The organism is Shimia biformata (assembly GCF_016888515.1).
Taxonomy (GTDB): Bacteria; Pseudomonadota; Alphaproteobacteria; order Rhodobacterales; family Rhodobacteraceae; genus Shimia_A; species Shimia_A biformata.
Genome location: NZ_JAFEJK010000001.1, coordinates 2,107,020 through 2,122,255, shown reverse-complemented (window position 1 = coordinate 2,122,255; position 15,236 = coordinate 2,107,020). Strand labels below are relative to the sequence as shown.

At 62.9% G+C, this 15,236-nt stretch carries 17 protein-coding genes; 5 read left to right on the top strand and 12 right to left on the bottom strand.

All coding sequences use genetic code 11. The features are described 5' to 3' along the window. The first annotated feature begins 8 nt into the window (after positions 1–8). Complete coding sequence (locus JQ863_RS10385) at positions 9–620, top strand: class I SAM-dependent DNA methyltransferase (RefSeq protein WP_204114201.1); 612 nt, start codon at positions 9–11, stop codon at positions 618–620. After that, complete coding sequence (gene gluQRS / locus JQ863_RS10380; protein WP_204114200.1) at positions 617–1,465, top strand: tRNA glutamyl-Q(34) synthetase GluQRS; 849 nt, start codon at positions 617–619, stop codon at positions 1,463–1,465. Before JQ863_RS10385 ends, gluQRS begins: the two co-directional genes overlap by 4 nt. A 51-nt stretch (positions 1,466–1,516) precedes the next feature. On the opposite strand, the gene hisI is transcribed toward gluQRS, so the two are convergent. Next, positions 1,517–1,876, bottom strand: a complete 360-nt coding sequence (gene hisI / locus JQ863_RS10375; protein WP_204114199.1) for a phosphoribosyl-AMP cyclohydrolase — start codon at positions 1,874–1,876, stop codon at positions 1,517–1,519. Positions 1,877–1,941: 65 nt separating this feature from the next. Between hisI and JQ863_RS10370 the strand changes: the two genes are divergently transcribed. Beyond that, complete coding sequence (locus JQ863_RS10370; protein WP_204114198.1) at positions 1,942–2,394, top strand: iron-sulfur cluster assembly scaffold protein; 453 nt, start codon at positions 1,942–1,944, stop codon at positions 2,392–2,394. Between the two features lie 334 nt (positions 2,395–2,728). On the opposite strand, the gene JQ863_RS19530 is transcribed toward JQ863_RS10370, so the two are convergent. From JQ863_RS19530 to sciP, 5 genes are all read right to left on the bottom strand, one after another. Beyond that, the gene (locus JQ863_RS19530; RefSeq protein ID WP_275411521.1) at positions 2,729–2,851 is read right to left on the bottom strand and encodes a hypothetical protein; all 123 of its coding nucleotides are present in this window, start codon (positions 2,849–2,851) and stop codon (positions 2,729–2,731) included. Positions 2,852–2,966: 115 nt separating this feature from the next. After that, entirely contained in the window at positions 2,967–5,057 is a 2,091-nt protein-coding gene (gene recG, locus JQ863_RS10365; protein ID WP_204114197.1) for an ATP-dependent DNA helicase RecG, read from the bottom strand. Continuing rightward, complete coding sequence (ligA, locus tag JQ863_RS10360) at positions 5,054–7,207, bottom strand: NAD-dependent DNA ligase LigA (protein WP_204114196.1); 2,154 nt, start codon at positions 7,205–7,207, stop codon at positions 5,054–5,056. The genes recG and ligA overlap by 4 nt, the downstream gene beginning before the upstream one ends. A gap of 80 nt (positions 7,208–7,287) precedes the next feature. Continuing rightward, a complete protein-coding gene (gene ctrA, locus JQ863_RS10355) occupies positions 7,288–8,007 on the bottom strand; it encodes a response regulator transcription factor CtrA (protein WP_204114195.1) in 720 nt (239 codons plus the stop codon). Between the two features lie 96 nt (positions 8,008–8,103). Next, the gene (gene sciP, locus JQ863_RS10350; protein ID WP_204114194.1) at positions 8,104–8,382 is read right to left on the bottom strand and encodes a CtrA inhibitor SciP; all 279 of its coding nucleotides are present in this window, start codon (positions 8,380–8,382) and stop codon (positions 8,104–8,106) included. Between the two features lie 132 nt (positions 8,383–8,514). Between sciP and mnmA the strand changes: the two genes are divergently transcribed. Further along, positions 8,515–9,660, top strand: coding sequence for a tRNA 2-thiouridine(34) synthase MnmA (mnmA, locus tag JQ863_RS10345; RefSeq protein WP_204114193.1), 1,146 nt, complete (start codon positions 8,515–8,517; stop codon positions 9,658–9,660). A gap of 37 nt (positions 9,661–9,697) precedes the next feature. On the opposite strand, the gene JQ863_RS10340 is transcribed toward mnmA, so the two are convergent. The 4 genes from JQ863_RS10340 to JQ863_RS10325 form a co-directional block, all read right to left on the bottom strand. Further along, positions 9,698–10,264: a cadmium resistance transporter gene (locus tag JQ863_RS10340; RefSeq protein ID WP_204114192.1), complete on the bottom strand. Its 567-nt coding sequence runs from the start codon at positions 10,262–10,264 to the stop codon at positions 9,698–9,700. A 108-nt stretch (positions 10,265–10,372) separates the two neighbouring features. Beyond that, complete coding sequence (locus JQ863_RS10335) at positions 10,373–10,957, bottom strand: HNH endonuclease (protein WP_204114191.1); 585 nt, start codon at positions 10,955–10,957, stop codon at positions 10,373–10,375. Between the two features lie 177 nt (positions 10,958–11,134). After that, positions 11,135–11,800 (bottom strand): alpha/beta hydrolase, encoded by a 666-nt coding sequence (locus JQ863_RS10330; protein WP_204114190.1) that lies wholly within the window; start codon positions 11,798–11,800, stop codon positions 11,135–11,137. Then, complete coding sequence (locus JQ863_RS10325) at positions 11,797–12,429, bottom strand: DNA-3-methyladenine glycosylase family protein (RefSeq protein ID WP_204114189.1); 633 nt, start codon at positions 12,427–12,429, stop codon at positions 11,797–11,799. The genes JQ863_RS10330 and JQ863_RS10325 overlap by 4 nt, the downstream gene beginning before the upstream one ends. A gap of 71 nt (positions 12,430–12,500) precedes the next feature. Between JQ863_RS10325 and JQ863_RS10320 the strand changes: the two genes are divergently transcribed. Next, positions 12,501–13,736 carry an MFS transporter gene (locus tag JQ863_RS10320; protein WP_204114188.1) on the top strand — a complete coding sequence of 412 codons (1,236 nt, stop codon included), beginning with the start codon at positions 12,501–12,503 and terminating at the stop codon, positions 13,734–13,736. Between the two features lie 12 nt (positions 13,737–13,748). Here JQ863_RS10320 and JQ863_RS10315 read toward each other — a convergent pair whose 3' ends face one another. Together JQ863_RS10315 and JQ863_RS10310 are read right to left on the bottom strand one after the other, a co-directional pair. Beyond that, positions 13,749–14,528: a squalene/phytoene synthase family protein gene (locus JQ863_RS10315; protein ID WP_239113261.1), complete on the bottom strand. Its 780-nt coding sequence runs from the start codon at positions 14,526–14,528 to the stop codon at positions 13,749–13,751. Next, positions 14,525–15,235 carry a class I SAM-dependent methyltransferase gene (locus JQ863_RS10310; protein ID WP_239113260.1) on the bottom strand — a complete coding sequence of 237 codons (711 nt, stop codon included), beginning with the start codon at positions 15,233–15,235 and terminating at the stop codon, positions 14,525–14,527. The genes JQ863_RS10315 and JQ863_RS10310 overlap by 4 nt, the downstream gene beginning before the upstream one ends. Position 15,236 lies beyond the last annotated feature (1 nt).

Here is a 15,236-nt window from a genome sequence, read left to right as displayed (position 1 = left end):
CTGACCGCATGACCCGCAAATACCTCGACAGCGTCTATGACCATATCGGCAAGGGTGTGGCCGAGTTTTATGACGACTGGGCCGCAACTTACGAGGCCGAGGTCGCCGAGAACGGCTATGTCACCCCGGCCCGCTGCGCCCGCGCACTGGCGGCCCATGTCGCGGACAAAACGACACCGATCCTCGATTTCGGCTGCGGCACGGGCCTGTCCGGGCATGCCCTGCGCGCCCAAGGGTTCACGGTGATCGACGGCGTTGACCTGTCCGCAGCCATGCTTGAACAGGCACGCAGCAAGGGCATTTACCGGACCCTGACGCAGGTTACGCCAGACACGCCAATGGCGGCACCGCCCGGCAGCTATCCCATCATCGCCGCCATCGGCGTCATCGGCCCCGGCGCCGCCCCGCTTGAGGTGTTCGACACGCTTTTCGATCACTTGCCGAAGGGCGGGCACATGGTTCTGTCCTTCAACGATCACGCGCTGCAAGACCCCGCCTATGAAGGCCAGATTGACAGGGGTATCGCGGATCGGCAAATGCATGTCACGTTCCGGGAACACGGGCCGCACCTGCCCGCACGTAACATCAACTCCACCGTATATATACTTGAAAAGCTGTGACATTCCGAACCCGTTTTGCGCCATCCCCGACCGGTCCGCTGCACCTTGGCCACGCCTATAGCGCACTGCTGGCGCATGACATGGCCCGCGCCGCCGGGGGCAAGTTCCTGCTTCGGATCGAGGATATCGACCAGACCCGCAGCCGCCCGGAATGGGAGCAGCAGATTTACGACGACCTCACCTGGCTTGGGATCACCTGGGACGCGGACCCCACCCGGCAATCCGACAACCTGCCAACCTATCGCGCTGCGCTTGAAGATCTCTGGCAGCGTCACCTTCTTTTTCCCTGCACCTGCACGCGCAAGGACATTCTGGCCGCCATGTCTGCCCCGCAGGAAGGGGCAGACCCCACCTATGGGCCGGATGGTTTGATCTACCCCGGCACCTGCCGCAACCGGTCGCGCCCCGCGACCATGCCGACCGATTGCGCCCTGCGGCTCGACATGGAAGCGGCCTTGAACAGAGCTACAGATTTCCACTTCGAGGAAACCGGCACAACGCCGGGAACAATCCGGTTCGACGCTGATAAAATAACCTCAACAATCGGTGATATCGTGCTGTCCAGAAAGGATTTTCCCGGCTCGTATCACCTGTCTGTCGTGCTCGATGACGCCGCTCAGGGGATCACCCATGTCATCCGTGGCCAGGACCTGTTCGAGGCAACGAAAATCCACGTGATCCTGCAGAAACTGCTGGGTCTGCCGACGCCAATCTATCACCACCACGCGCTGATCCGTGACGATCAGGGCAAAAGGCTGGCCAAGCGTGACGATGCCCGCGCCATTGCCAAGTACCGCGCTGATGGCGCCGGCCCGCAGGACATCCGCGACATGGTTGGGCTCTAGGTTTTTACTGGTCGCAAATACCCGCGCCGCAGGCATCGCCCGACAGGGCGATCATTCCATCGGCGACATCAACTCGACCGTCTCGCCATCCCGCACGGCAGTATAGAAACAGCTGCGCCGGTTGGTGTGGCAGGCCGGCCCGGTCTGGCGCACCATCACGAGGATGCAGTCCTTGTCACAATCAAAGCGGAAATCGACCAGTTCCTGCACATGGCCCGAGCTTTCGCCCTTGACCCAGAACGCCTGCCGCGAGCGGCTCCAATAGGTCACGCGGCCGGTGTCCATCGTCCGTTCCACGGCTTCGACATTCATCCAGGCCATCATCAGCACCTCGCCGGTTTCGGAATCCTGCGCGATGGCCGGGATCAGCCCCTTGTCGTCAAATTTCAACGCGGTTGCCTCAAATGCCATGATCTGCCCTTTGCATCTGTGTCCGCCCCTTCTATCTATGAAAGAACCAAAGAAGGGAACCGCCCATGTCGCGCGATTCAGACCTGATCAAGCTTTACTCCGGTCAGATCCTGGCCCTTGCCGCCGAGATTCCGCAGACCGAGCGGCTGTCCGCGCCGGATGCGACGGTCAAGAAACGTTCGCCCCTGTGCGGCTCGACCGTCACCGTGGACATCACGGTCGAGGACGGGCGGATCAGCGATTATGGTCAGGATGTGAAAGCCTGCGCGCTGGGTCAGGCGGCGGCATCGGTGGTGGGCGCCAATGTCATCGGCCGCAACCGGGCCGAGATTGACGCCGCCCGCGCCGCGCTGAAGGCGATGCTGAAAGAGGACGGGCCAACCCCATCCGCCCCCTTTGACGGGCTCGAAGTGCTGCGCCCCGCGCGCGACTACAAGAACCGCCACGCGTCGATCATGCTGACGCTGGATGCGTTGTCGGAAGCCTTTGAACAGGTCGAACAGCAAAGCTGTGCCTAAAGCGTCCAACCTTTAACCTGAGTCAGGGAAAAGGTCGGACGCAGCGCGACATATCAGCGTTTCGCGCGCCCTGCCACAAACCCGTGATTCAGGTTTATGGCAGGACGCTCTAACATCAGCAACGCATCACAACACACTGACAATCCAATAAAAAAGCGCCGCACTTCCATGGGAAGGCGGCGCAGTCGAGGTGCGTTTCGCGTGTGGGGTCCGAAGGCCGGTCAGGACGATGAGGCAGGTCCATCAAACGGGTGCGGGACAGGCAGGGCCGTCTGGGTGCATCTATAGGGACAGGATGCGAGGGGCCTTCGGCACGGCAAACGCAGGCAGAAACTCAGGAAAAGCCGGGCACGTGCAGGGCAACGATCAGCATGACAACCAGCGCCACCGCACCGAGGGAATCGGCAAACAATGTCTCGCGCGAATTGGTGATCGCGGTCTTGATCTGGGTCATCATGGGTCGCTCTCCTGCTCGTCTTGCTTTGACTTTTGTTAACGTTTTGTTCTCATATTGAGCGAGGCAAAGCAAGAACTTTTTGAGAACATTCGTGAACAAAATGTTCCGCGGCAGGCTAACCCACTGAAATCAGGCGAATTGCCTGATCCTGCTCCATGAGCCACAACAGATCGCGCGCGGCCTTGCCCCGTGGCCCGGTCAGGTCGGGATCATCGGTGAGCAACTTGCGGGCATCGGTCTGGGCAATGGCCATCAGCCCTGCCTGCGCCTCAAGGTCGGCGATGCGGAACCGCGGCAGGCCCGATTGCGCCGTGCCGATCAGGTCGCCCGCCCCGCGCATTTCAAGGTCGGTCTCGGCAATCTTGAACCCGTCCTCGGTCTCGCGCAGCGTGGTCAGGCGTTTCGTGCCCGCCTCGCTCAGCGGCGATTGATACATCAGAAGGCAGGTCGATTCCGCCGATCCCCGCCCCACCCGGCCACGCAGCTGGTGCAATTGCGCCAGGCCAAAAATCTCGGCCCGTTCGATCACCATGATCGAGGCATTGGGCACGTCGACGCCGACCTCGATCACCGTGGTCGCCACAAGAACCTTGGTCTGGCCCGACTGAAACGCCGCCATCGCCGCGTCCTTGTCGGCGGGCGGCATCTGGCCGTGGACCAGCCCCACGACGCCCTCGCCCAAAGCTGCGCGCAGGTGTTTGAACCTGTCCTCGGCGGCGGTCAGGTCGCTGACCTCGCTTTCATCGACCAGCGGGCAGACCCAATAGGCCTGCCGCCCCTCGGCAATCGCGCCGCGCAGGTGTTCGACCACCTCGTCTAGCCGGCTGGTCGAGATCATCGCTGTCTTGATCGGTTTGCGGCCCGCCGGTTTCTCATCCAGCACCGACACATCCATGTCGCCATATTGCGCCAAGGACAGGGATCGGGGGATCGGCGTCGCCGTCATCACCAGCACATCCGCGCCATCGCCCTTGCGCCCGATTTCCAGACGTTGGCGTACGCCGAAGCGGTGCTGTTCGTCGATCACCGCCAGCCGCAGGTCGGCGAAATGCACATCCTCCTGGAATACCGCATGGGTGCCGACGAGGATCTGGATGTCACCCCGCGCCAGCGCCGCCAGTTTCGCCTTGCGTTCGGCCCCCTTGTCGCGGCCCGTCAGGATTTCCAGCACCACGCCCGCCTGTTCCGCCAAGGGCTGCAACCCCTGCAGATGCTGGCGGGCGAGGATTTCGGTCGGGGCCATCATCACCCCCTGCCCGCCTGCCTCGACAGCAACCAGAAGCGCCATGAACGCGACCAGCGTCTTGCCCGCACCGACATCACCCTGCAACAGACGGTTCATGCGCAGCGGTCTGCCCATGTCGCGGGTGATATCGTCGATCGCCCGCGACTGCGCCCCGGTTGGCGTATAAGGCAATGCTTTCAATACTTTGGACTGAAGCCGCCCGGTCGCCTCGCTGATCACGCCCTTGGCGCGTTGCAGCCGGGCGCGGGCCAGGGCCAGGGTCAGCTGGTGGGCAAAGAACTCATCATATGCCAGGCGTTCCCGCGCAGGATGGGTGGGGGCCAGATCCGCCGCCCCTTTGGGAGCGTGGGCCGCCAGCATCGCGTCGCCCCAATCGGGCCAGCGCGCCTTGGATTTCTGCGCCGGATCGATCCATTCCGCCACCTCGGGCAGCCGTGTCAACGCATCCTGCGCCGCTTTCGCCATCAGTTTCTGGCTGACCCCGGCGGTCAGCGGATAGACCGGTTCAAACTCGGGCAGGTCATCCTCTTCACCCGGCTTCAGGATATGGTCGGGATGCACCATCTGCGGGATGCCGTCGAACAATTCGACCTTGCCCGACACAAGCCGCCGCGCCCCTTCGGGCAGAACGCGGGTCAGATAGTCGCCACGGGCGTGGAAGAACACCAGCTGAAAGGCGCAGCGCGAATCCTCGACCGTGATCCGATACGCCCCGGTCCGGTTATGCGACGGGCGGTGACCGCCGATTTCGACCTCGACCGTGACCGTGTCCGGCAGGGTCGCATCCAGCACGCTGTCGCGCCGCCGCCGGTCGATCACTGAATAGGGCAGATGAAACAACAGGTCGCGCGGTTTCTCAATCCCGATCTGGCCCATCGCCTGTGCCGATTTCGGGCCGACGCCCTTGAGCCCGCTCAACTCGGCAAACAGCGGGAACAGCTTTTCGGGACGCGTGCTCATGCGCCGTCGATCAGGGCCAGCCAGCCATCTTCGTCGATGGTCCTGACCCCCAGTTCCGCGGCCTTCTTCGCCTTGGATCCGGCACCCGGCCCGGCGACCAGAAGGTCGGTCTTGGCCGAAACCGACCCGGCGACCTTGGCGCCCAGCTTCTCGGCCCGGGCCTTGGCCTCGGCGCGGGTCATCTTTTCCAGCGTGCCGGTGAACACAACGGTCATGCCGGCCACCGGGCTGCCGATGGTGTCGGGTTTTTCTGCCGCCTCGATGTCAAGTTCAGCGACCAGCGCGTCGATCGAGCGGCGCTCATCCGGTTGGGCGAATGTGCCGACCAGCGAACGCGCCATGACCGCGCCCACCCCGTCGATCGAGACCAGTTCCTGCCAAGCCTCGCCCTCGAAATCCGACGCGGCGGTGATCGCGGTCTCGAATGTGGCCCAGTCGCCGTAATGATTGGCGATCAGGTTCGACGCGGCCTCTCCTACGTGACGGATACCCAGCGCGAACAGCAGGCGGCCAAACGGAATCTTCCGCCGGTCCTCGATGGCGGCAAACAGGTTGGCCGCGCTCTGATCCCCCCAGCCCTTGCGGTTCTTCAGCTTGGTCAGGTTCTGCCCGTCGCGCTGCGCCAGGGTAAAGATGTCGGCCGGTTCGCGAATGGCAAGGTCGGGGTCGTCATAGAACATCTCGATCTGTTTGGCGCCCAGACCGTCAATGTCAAACGCCTTGCGAGAGACAAAATGTTTCAGCTTCTCAACCGCTTGCGCCGGACAGATGATGCCGCCCATACAGCGGCGCACCGCGTCCCCCTCTTCACGCACCGCATCCGAGCCGCATTCCGGGCAGACGGTGGGAAACACATACGGCACCGCATCCTGGGGCCGTTTTGACAGGTCGACATCCGCCACTTTCGGAATCACGTCCCCGGCGCGATAGACCTGCACCCAGTCGCCAACCCGGATATCCTTGCCGCCGCGAATTTCCGCACCCTTGCTGTCGCGGCCCTGGATGTAATCCTCGTTATGCAGGGTCGCGTTCGACACGACGACGCCGCCCACCGTGACGGGTTTCAGCCGCGCCACCGGGCTGAGCGCCCCTGTGCGGCCAACCTGGATGTCGATCGCCTCAAGCGTGGTCCAGGCCAGTTCGGCGGGGAATTTATGGGCGATGGCCCAGCGGGGCGTGGTGGACCGGAAGCCCAGCCTGTCCTGCAAATCAAGGCGGTTCACCTTGTAGACGACGCCGTCGATGTCATAGCCAAGGGTGGCGCGCTGGGTTTCGATTTCGCGGTAATGGCTCAGCGCCTCATCCACCGTGGCGCAGAGGCGGGTCAGTGGGTTGATGGAAAATCCGAACCTTCCAAGTGCCTGGATCGCCTCATACTGGGTGTCGGCCAGCGGCGACGACAGATCCCCCCAGGCATAGGCAAAGAAACGCAGCGGCCGGGCGCGGGTGATGTCGGGGTCCAGCTGGCGCAGGCTTCCGGCGGCGGCGTTGCGCGGGTTGGCAAAGGTGGCGCGGGGTTTCTTGCCCTGCGCAAGAAGGTCTTCGTTCTGGGCCGTGATCCCGTCGTTCAGCGCGTCGAAATCGGCGTGGCTCATATAGACCTCGCCGCGCACCTCCAGAACCTCGGGCGCATCGGTCAGCACCTGGGGTATGTCGGCAATGGTGCGGGCATTGGCGGTGACGTTTTCGCCCGTGGTTCCGTCGCCGCGTGTCGCGGCATGCACAAGTGCGCCGTTTTCATAGCGCAGCGACAGGCTGAGACCGTCGATCTTCGGTTCGGCTGTCAGCGCGATCCCGGCCGCATCCATCCCGAGATACTTGGCGGCGCGGGCCACGAAATCGGTGACATCCTCGTCCTCGAACGCATTGCCAAGCGACAGCATCGGCACCACATGGCGGATCTTGGCAAAGCCGTCGGCGGGCGCGGCCCCGACCTGGTCACTGGGGCTGTCGGCGCGTTTCAGATGCGGGAAACGTGCCTCGATCTCGGCGTTGCGCCGTTTCAGCGCATCGTATTCGGCATCCGAAATCTCGGGCGCGTCCTGGGTGTGATAGGCGGTATTGGCCGCCGCAATCAGCCCGGCCAGCCGCGCCAGTTCCTGTGCGGCCTGATCCTCGGTCAGCGAATCCACTGGTGTCTTGTCCGCCACGCACGCCTCCGTCACTTGCTGCCCAAGTGATAGGGCGCGCCCCGCGCAAGGTCCAGAGCCCGTCGCCGTTCACCCCGGTTTCAGGCCCGCAGCGCCATGCGTTCTTCGTCGAGGTCAGTGGCCTTGACCGGATCGCGCAGCACATACCCACGCCCCCAGACGGTTTCGATGTAATTCTCGCCGCCGTTTGCCTCGGACAGTTTTTTCCGCAGTTTGCAGATGAAAACGTCGATGATCTTCAGCTCGGGTTCGTCCATGCCGCCGTAAAGGTGGTTCAGGAACATCTCTTTCGTCAGGGTTGTGCCCTTGCGCAGCGACAAAAGCTCGAACATCTGGTATTCCTTGCCGGTCAGATGCACAGGCTGGCCTGCAACCTCAACGGTTTTGGCATCAAGGTTTACCTCGATTTCACCGGTGCGGATGACCGATTGCGAATGGCCTTTCGAGCGGCGGATAATGGCGTGGATCCGGGCCACAAGCTCATCCCGGTGGAACGGTTTGGTCAGGTAGTCATCGGCCCCGAACCCAAAACCCTTGAGCTTGTTGTCGGTGTCGTCCAGCCCCGACAGGATCAGGATCGGCGTTTCCACCCGACTCATCCGAAGCTGGCGCAAGACCTCATGCCCGTTCATGTCCGGCAGGCCAATGTCGAGCAATATCAAGTCGTAATCATAGAGTTTTGCCAGGTCGATGCCCTCTTCGCCAAACTCGGTGGCATAGACATTCAGGTTGGCATGGGTCAGCATCATTTCGATGCTTTTTGACGTTGTCGGGTCATCTTCGACCAGCAAAACACGCATTCTGTGACACCTCTTCATCATTGCTTGTTTGCAAGTCACCGTGACCAATAAAGGTTAACCAGCAATTACCATGTTTGAGAAAGTGGCACATGCAACCTATTGGTGTCTATACTTTTGCAGCGCCGTCGCCTTCAGACCGTCCAGGCCATGCAGTTGAACCGCGTTCAGCCATTCCTTGAATTCATCCTCACTCAGGTCATAACGCGCCAGGGCGTCCTCCATGGTGATCAACCCATAGGCGACACCACGCACCACGGCGGCCTTGCGCGACGCGACCCAGCGGCGGGTATTGGCGGGCGGAAGATCCGCCATGCTCATCACTTGTCCATCGGCCAGCCGCACCGTGCGCGGCCCTTCCACCTTCTTCAGAAACATCAAACTCTTGCTCACCTCGTTTGCAATGCTCGTGGGCAGACTGCCGGTTTCTGCTTAACGGGAGGTGAAAGCAGGGGTTGTGAGTAGGTTGCATTTTCCTATATTCCCATCGACTTCAGACCGGAGCGCGAAATGCCCCTAGATCAGGACCACCCCGTGAACTCGCTTGGCTTTGCCAAGCCGCCCGCCGAGACCCGTGTTGTCGTGGCGATGTCGGGCGGCGTGGATTCCTCGGTCGTGGCGGCCATGCTAGCGGATGAGGGCTATGATGTCGTCGGCGTCACGCTGCAGCTTTATGATCACGGTGCGGCGCTGGCCAAGAAGGGCGCCTGCTGTGCCGGGATCGACATCCATGACGCCCGCCGCGTGGCCGAGGAAAAGGGCTTTCCGCATTACGTGCTGGATTACGAGAACATCTTTCAGGACGCGGTGATCGACGAGTTTGCCGACAGCTATCTGGCGGGGGCAACGCCGGTTCCCTGTATCCGCTGCAATGAGCGGGTGAAGTTCAAGGACTTGTTGGAAACGGCGAAGGATCTGGATGCCGACTGCATGGCGACCGGGCATTACATCCAGCGCAAAATGGGTGACCATGGACCCGAACTGCATTCGGCGGCGGATGCCAACCGGGATCAAAGCTATTTCCTGTTTTCGACCACCCCGGAACAGCTGGATTACCTGCGCTTCCCGCTGGGCCACCTGCCGTCCAAGAACGAGACCCGCGCACTGGCGGCGAAATACGGGCTTTCGGTGGCGGACAAGCCCGACAGCCAGGATATCTGTTTCGTGCCCAATGGCGATTACGCTTCCGTGATCGAGAAACTGCGCCCCGGTGCCGCCGAACCGGGTGAGATCGTGCATGCCGATGGCCGGGTTCTGGGCACCCATCAGGGCGTGATCCACTATACCATCGGCCAGCGCCGCGGCCTTGGCATCGGCGGATTGTCCGAACCGCTTTATGTCGTGAAGCTGGATGTCGATCAAAAACAGGTCGTCGTAGGCCCGAAAGAGATGCTGGCGACGCGGGTCATTCCAGTGCGCGAAATCAACTGGCTGGGCGATGAACCGTTCGAGTCGCGCAAGGAATGGCATATCTCGGTCAAGGTCCGCTCGACCCGCCCCCCGCGCGAGGCGATCATCCGGCCGCTTGGCCCGGACACCGCCGAAGTGGAACTGCTGAGCCCCGAAGAAGGCGTGTCGCCGGGTCAGGCCTGCGTGTTTTATGAACCGACAGGCAGCCGCATCTTCGGCGGCGGCTGGATCTGGCGCGGGTATTGATCGGGATCACTGACCAGTGATCCACGTATCGGTCAGGTCAGGTCATGTCCGTCGCGGTGTCCAGCAGGACATATACCCCGACGGCGATCATCACCCAGGGCGCCAGTTGTTCAAACCGCTTGGACCACCAGGAATGGACGCCGGCCTGCCGCGCGGTCTTGACCCCGACCACAACCAGCGCGCCCCAGGCAAAAACCGCGCCCAAAATGCCAAACACGCGATGACCGGGGGCCGCATCTGCCAGAAGCGGTGTCAGCACGAACAGGCTGTCGCTTGAAATACTCAGGAAAACAAGCGTCAACGCCAGGACGGTCGATTCGTCATGCACGCCCGGCTCATCGCCATTCTTGCGTTTCAGCAACTCTCGCACACCCAGCAGGATCGGGATAATCCCCAGCCAGCCCGCCTGCGCCGAAAACCCAAGCTCTATCCCGTCGGCAATCGCCTTTGACGCAACCAGGACAAGCACTTGTGCGGCGATGAAGGCAATCAGCACGCGTCGCTTCGGCAGGCGCAAAAGCAGCGCCACAAGCATCGCCAGGTTGTCAATATTGGTCAGCACCAAAGCGACAGCGACAGAAATCCCGAAAAGCACGAGGCTCATGTCGTCTACTCCGAACCGCCTTGGATTGTCGTCTGAAAAGCGGTCAGCCCGCCGATCCCTGAAGAACCGGGCAACCTTTAGTCGGATAACCGAGCATTGCCAAGCGGCTTATGCGTCCAGTTCCGCATCCCAATAGAGAAAGTCCATCCAGCTGTCGTGCAGATAGTTGGGCGGGAATTTCCGGCCGGTGTTCTGCAACTGCTCGGGGGTCGGCTGGCGTGGCGGTTTGCGCAGCGACATGCCGCAGCGCCGCAGCGATTTCGAGCCCTTGCGCAGGTTGCAGGGCGCGCAGGCGGCGACGACGTTTTCCCAGCTGGTCACGCCCCCCGAGGCGCGTGGCACCACGTGGTCAAAGGTCAGGTCGCCCCTGCCCCCGCAATACTGGCAACAGAATTCATCCCTCAGAAACAAATTAAAGCGCGTGAAGGCCACGCGCTTTTGAGGTTTGACGTAATCTTTCAGGACGACGACGCTGGGAATGCGTATCACGGTCGAGGGACTTCGCACCACCTGATCGTATTCGGCGACGATATCGACCCGGTCCATATAGGCCGCCTTGATCGCGTCCTGCCAGGGCCAGAGCGACAACGGATAATAGGAAAGCGGCCGGTAATCCGCGTTCAAGACCAGCGCCGGATGATGCCTGGCACCCGCCGGTTCGCGCACGAACTCTGTCCTGAAATCGCCATCCATGGTCGCAACACCCTCCGCCTCGGCCGCCTTTTGTCATGGCCCAGAGGCAGGACATCCCGCCCCTGCTTTAATATCCACTATATATCGGGGTTGCCATCTGGCAAGCCCCACGATCATGTGAACACGAGAACGGGATAGAAGATGGATGTAACGCTGAAATGACAGGCAGAAGCGCGGTCAGAGACCCAGCTTGTCGCGCATGAAGGCCAGCGCCACAGACAGGCCGTCGGGCGCAATGCCATGCGCTGTGCCCTTCATGATATGGGCATAGACATCCTGGAACCCGGCCTCTTGCAGCGCTTCGGCCGCCTGCGGCAGCGATTGCGGCGGCACCACGTCATCCTGATCGCCATGCACCAGCAGGATCGGCGGCTTGCTGATGGCCTCGTCCTTCAGAAGTTCCGGCGACAACAGACGGCCCGAGAAGGCGACGATCCCGGCCACTGGGTCTTCGCGCCGGGGGGCAACATGCAGCGCCATCATCGTGCCCTGACTGAAGCCGAACAGAACGACCTGTTCGGGCAGCACGTCCTCGTCCACCATCACCGCGTCAAGGAAGGCGTTGAGGTCATCGACCGCCGCCATCATGCCGCGTTCGCTTTCTTCTTCGGACGAGCCGTCGATCCACGGGATCGGGAACCACTGGAAGCCAAACGGCATGCCCGGCACGGTTTCCGGCGCATCCGGCGCAAGGAACAGCGTGTCCGGCAGGTGATCGGACAGGGGATCGGCCAGCCCCAGAAGATCGGCCCCATTGGCGCCATAGCCATGCAGGAAGATCACCACCGAGCGGGTGGTGCCTGATTTCGGCTCTTTTCGGCCGGTGGTCAAAACGCGAGTCATCGGATTCCTTCCCTGTCCTTTGCCACCCGGTAGTACGCCCAGAGAAGCCGCGCCGCAACCGATCGCCACGGCGACCACGCCTCGGCCATTTGCCGCAGGGCCCGGTCGGTGGGGCGGGTGTCGAGGTCAAACAGCATCCGCGCCGCTTCCTGCAGCGCCAGATCGCCGGGGGCAAAGACATCGGCGCGGCCAAGGCTGAACATGGCATAGATTTCGGCGGTCCATGTGCCGATGCCGGTGATGGCGGTCAGGTCCCGGATCACCTGTTCGGTTGGCGCGTCCCGCAGGCTGTCATAGTCGATCCCCGCACCCGCCAGCGCTTGCGCATAGCGGACCTTCTGGCGCGACAGGCCCACCGCGCGCAATCCGTCCTCTCCGGCTGCGCAGACGGCCTCCGGCGTCACCAGCCCCGCGCCTTCCATCCGCGCCCAGATCGCGGCGGCGCTGGCGGTCGAGACCTGCTGACTGATGATCGCGCTCAGAAGTTGCGCAAACCCGTCCGGGCGGCGGCGCAGCGGCGGCGCACCGGTCAGCGCATGGGCGTGGGCAAATTCAGGATGGCGGGCGCAGAGCCACCCAACCCCCTCGGCCACGCAGTCCGGCGTTTCGATGATCCGTCCGATCGACATATTCCACCCTTTGCATTTTTCATGACCCTAGCGTCTGGACCATCCCTTGTTAACAGGATAACGGTTTCGACATGAGCATTCAGACTGATCCACAGGCCGTCGCGATCAGCGACGACAGCCGCGCCAAGCGCAACGTGTTTATCCTTGTGCTGGCACAGGCATTTCTTGGCGCGCAGATGCCGATGATCTTCACCATTGGCGGGCTGGCGGGGCAGTCGCTGGCGTCAAACCTGTGTTTTGCAACCCTGCCGATCTCGATGATCGTCATGGGCTCGATGCTGGCGGCAACGCCGGTCAGCCATATCATGCAGACATACGGACGCCGGGTCGGGTTCATGCTGGGCACGCTTGGCGGCGCGGCGGGGGCTGCGGTGGGGGCCTATGGGCTCTATATTGCCTCGTTCCCGGTCTTCCTGCTGGGCAGCCTTCTGACCGGTATCTATATGAGCGCGCAGGGGTTCTACCGCTTTGCCGCCGCCGATACCGCATCCGATGATTTCCGCCCAAAGGCGATTTCCTATGTCATGGCGGGTGGCCTGCTGTCCGCCGTGATCGGGCCGCAACTGGTCAAGGTGACCTCTGATGCGCTGGTCGTGCCCTTCCTTGGCGCTTATCTGGGGATCATCGCGATCAACCTTGTCGGCTCGCTTCTGTTTCTGTTCATCGACATCCCGAAACCTGCCGCGCCAAGTGCCGACAGCCCCAAGGGGCGCAGCCGGTGGGAGCTGATCACGACGCCGCGCATCGCGGTCGCGGTGATCTGTGCCACCGTGTCCTATGCGCTGATGAACCTGATGATGACCTCGACCCCGCTGGCGGTTGTGGGCTGTGGTTTTGACAAGGGCAACGCCGCGGATGTGGTCACGGCGCATGTGCTGGCGATGTTCGCGCCCTCGTTCTTTACCGGCCACCTGATTGCCCGCTTCGGGGTCGAGAAGATCGTCGCCACCGGCTTGATCATCCTTGCCGCCGCCGGCGCGGTTGCGCTGCAAGGTGTTGAGTTGGAAAACTTCTTCGTTGCGCTGGTCCTGCTGGGGCTTGGCTGGAACTTCGGTTTCATCGGCGCCACCACCATGCTGACCACCGCCCATGACGTGCATGAGCGTGGCCGGATGCAGGGTCTGAATGACCTGATCGTCTTTGGCGGGGTGACGGTGGCGTCGCTGGCCTCGGGCGGGTTGATGAACTGTTCGGGCGGCGATGCCCAGACCGGCTGGACCGCCGTGAACCTTGCCATGGCGCCGTTCCTGATGCTGGCGGGCGGCGCGCTGATCTGGCTGATGCTGCGCCCGCAGGAAACGCGCTGAGGCGCTGAAGCCCTAATAAAACCGACCCGAGACGCGCCGCCACAACAGCCGGGATTTTGCCGAGAAGTCGCTGATCCCCAGCCCACCTGCCGCAACAAGGCCGGGATCTCTGGCCGCCTGTTTCAGGATCGGCCCCGCCTGCCATGTCGTCAGCAAGGGCCAGGCCGCGCCACGGGTGATGGGCCCACGCGCAGACCGCAACCGCTCAAGCCCTTGCTGCGCCAGAAGCGCCACCGCCTCGGGCCGGCCATCGACCAGCGGCACCCGCCCGCTTTTCTCAAGCGCGGGGATCGCGCGCAGCCAGTTCGCCAGCCCGCTGGCAATACCGATGTCGCGCACCGTCTGTTCCGCACCATCCGCCGCGCCAAGCGCCCGGCACGCCACCCACAACAGGGTGCCGCTGGTGCGGTTGAGGTAATCGGCAAACTGCGCGGCATCGGCAAACGGGTCTTTATAGACGTCCCAGCGCCGCGCCGCGACCACGTCATCAAGAAGCTTCGCACCGTCGGCATCCAGAACCGTGGCAAGCGGTGTCACAACCTCGTGCCGTCGCACCTTTGCGCCGCTGGCAATCTCGTCCAGCGCATCGCGCCACCATTGCAGGCGCATCTCGGCGATCATTGGTTCCTGCGTGACCCATGGCGCGCGGGCGACTTCAAGGTTGAAGGCAAAGATCGGCAGCATCACCGCCCGCGCCGCCACCGGCGCGGCCATGATCGCGGCAAAACGTTCCGGGTCGCCGCGCTGCACCTCGGCGGCGCAGGCATTGAGGTCCATGTCATGGGTCGTCATGCCGGTTTCACCACCACAAGCTCATATCCAAAGGCCCGTCTATGCGCGCGCCATGTTGCGATTTCCGTCTCGGCGGCATCCAGCACCTCGGCCAGCGCATCATCCGCACCGGGGCGCAACGCCGCGATCCGCGCCTCTTGCGGGCCGAAATAGGCCTCCCACGCACCATCCGACACCGGGCGGCTGGCGATCACCCGGAACCCGGCAGAGGTAACCTCGGCCTCGATCCCGCGACGATCCTGCGGCACCATGCCTTCGAAGAAGATTTCGGCAATCGCCTTGGCATCCGGGTCAAAGAGACATGGCGCGGAAAAGGCAATTGCACCACCGGGGGCAAGAGCGGCGCGCCACGTGCGCAGCGCCTCGGGGATGCCGGCAAAATAGACCGCACCCGCGCTCCAGATCAGGTCGTATGGCCCGGTTTCCGCCAGCATGTCACCTGCCCGCGCCGTGACGCGCGGGTCATCTGCAAAACGCGACCGGATTTCCTCGACAAAAGGCGTGTGGCTGTCCACCGCATGCACCCGGCCCTGCGGCACCGCCTGCAACAGCGCAGGAATGTCACCGCCCGGACCGCTTCCGGCATCCAGAACCGCGCCGTTCGCCTTAGTCCCCGCGACGCGACAGGCCAGCGCGACCTCGTCCGGGTCCCCCGGCCCTTCGCGCGGGAGGTCCTTGTGCAGGGTGAAGAACGCGTCCCAGTCCATT

Bases quoted from the DNA above. Each gene is read 5' to 3' on its own strand.
- JQ863_RS10330 (WP_204114190.1), bottom strand. From the start codon at position 11,800: ATGACTCGCGTTTTGACCACCGGCCGAAAAGAGCCGAAATCAGGCACC.
- JQ863_RS10325 (WP_204114189.1), bottom strand. From the start codon at position 12,429: ATGTCGATCGGACGGATCATCGAAACGCCGGACTGCGTGGCCGAGGGG.
- JQ863_RS19530 (WP_275411521.1), bottom strand. From the start codon at position 2,851: ATGATGACCCAGATCAAGACCGCGATCACCAATTCGCGCGAGACATTG.
- JQ863_RS10315 (WP_239113261.1), bottom strand. From the start codon at position 14,528: ATGACGACCCATGACATGGACCTCAATGCCTGCGCCGCCGAGGTGCAG.
- JQ863_RS10310 (WP_239113260.1), bottom strand. From the start codon at position 15,235: ATGGACTGGGACGCGTTCTTCACCCTGCACAAGGACCTCCCGCGCGAA.
- JQ863_RS10320 (WP_204114188.1), top strand. From the start codon at position 12,501: ATGAGCATTCAGACTGATCCACAGGCCGTCGCGATCAGCGACGACAGC.
- JQ863_RS10370 (WP_204114198.1), top strand. From the start codon at position 1,942: ATGTCGCGCGATTCAGACCTGATCAAGCTTTACTCCGGTCAGATCCTG.
- recG (WP_204114197.1), bottom strand. From the start codon at position 5,057: ATGAGCACGCGTCCCGAAAAGCTGTTCCCGCTGTTTGCCGAGTTGAGC.
- ctrA (WP_204114195.1), bottom strand. From the start codon at position 8,007: ATGCGTGTTTTGCTGGTCGAAGATGACCCGACAACGTCAAAAAGCATC.
- mnmA (WP_204114193.1), top strand. From the start codon at position 8,515: ATGCCCCTAGATCAGGACCACCCCGTGAACTCGCTTGGCTTTGCCAAG.
- JQ863_RS10340 (WP_204114192.1), bottom strand. From the start codon at position 10,264: ATGAGCCTCGTGCTTTTCGGGATTTCTGTCGCTGTCGCTTTGGTGCTG.
- JQ863_RS10335 (WP_204114191.1), bottom strand. From the start codon at position 10,957: ATGGATGGCGATTTCAGGACAGAGTTCGTGCGCGAACCGGCGGGTGCC.
- JQ863_RS10385 (WP_204114201.1), top strand. From the start codon at position 9: ATGACCCGCAAATACCTCGACAGCGTCTATGACCATATCGGCAAGGGT.
- hisI (WP_204114199.1), bottom strand. From the start codon at position 1,876: ATGGCATTTGAGGCAACCGCGTTGAAATTTGACGACAAGGGGCTGATC.
- sciP (WP_204114194.1), bottom strand. From the start codon at position 8,382: ATGTTTCTGAAGAAGGTGGAAGGGCCGCGCACGGTGCGGCTGGCCGAT.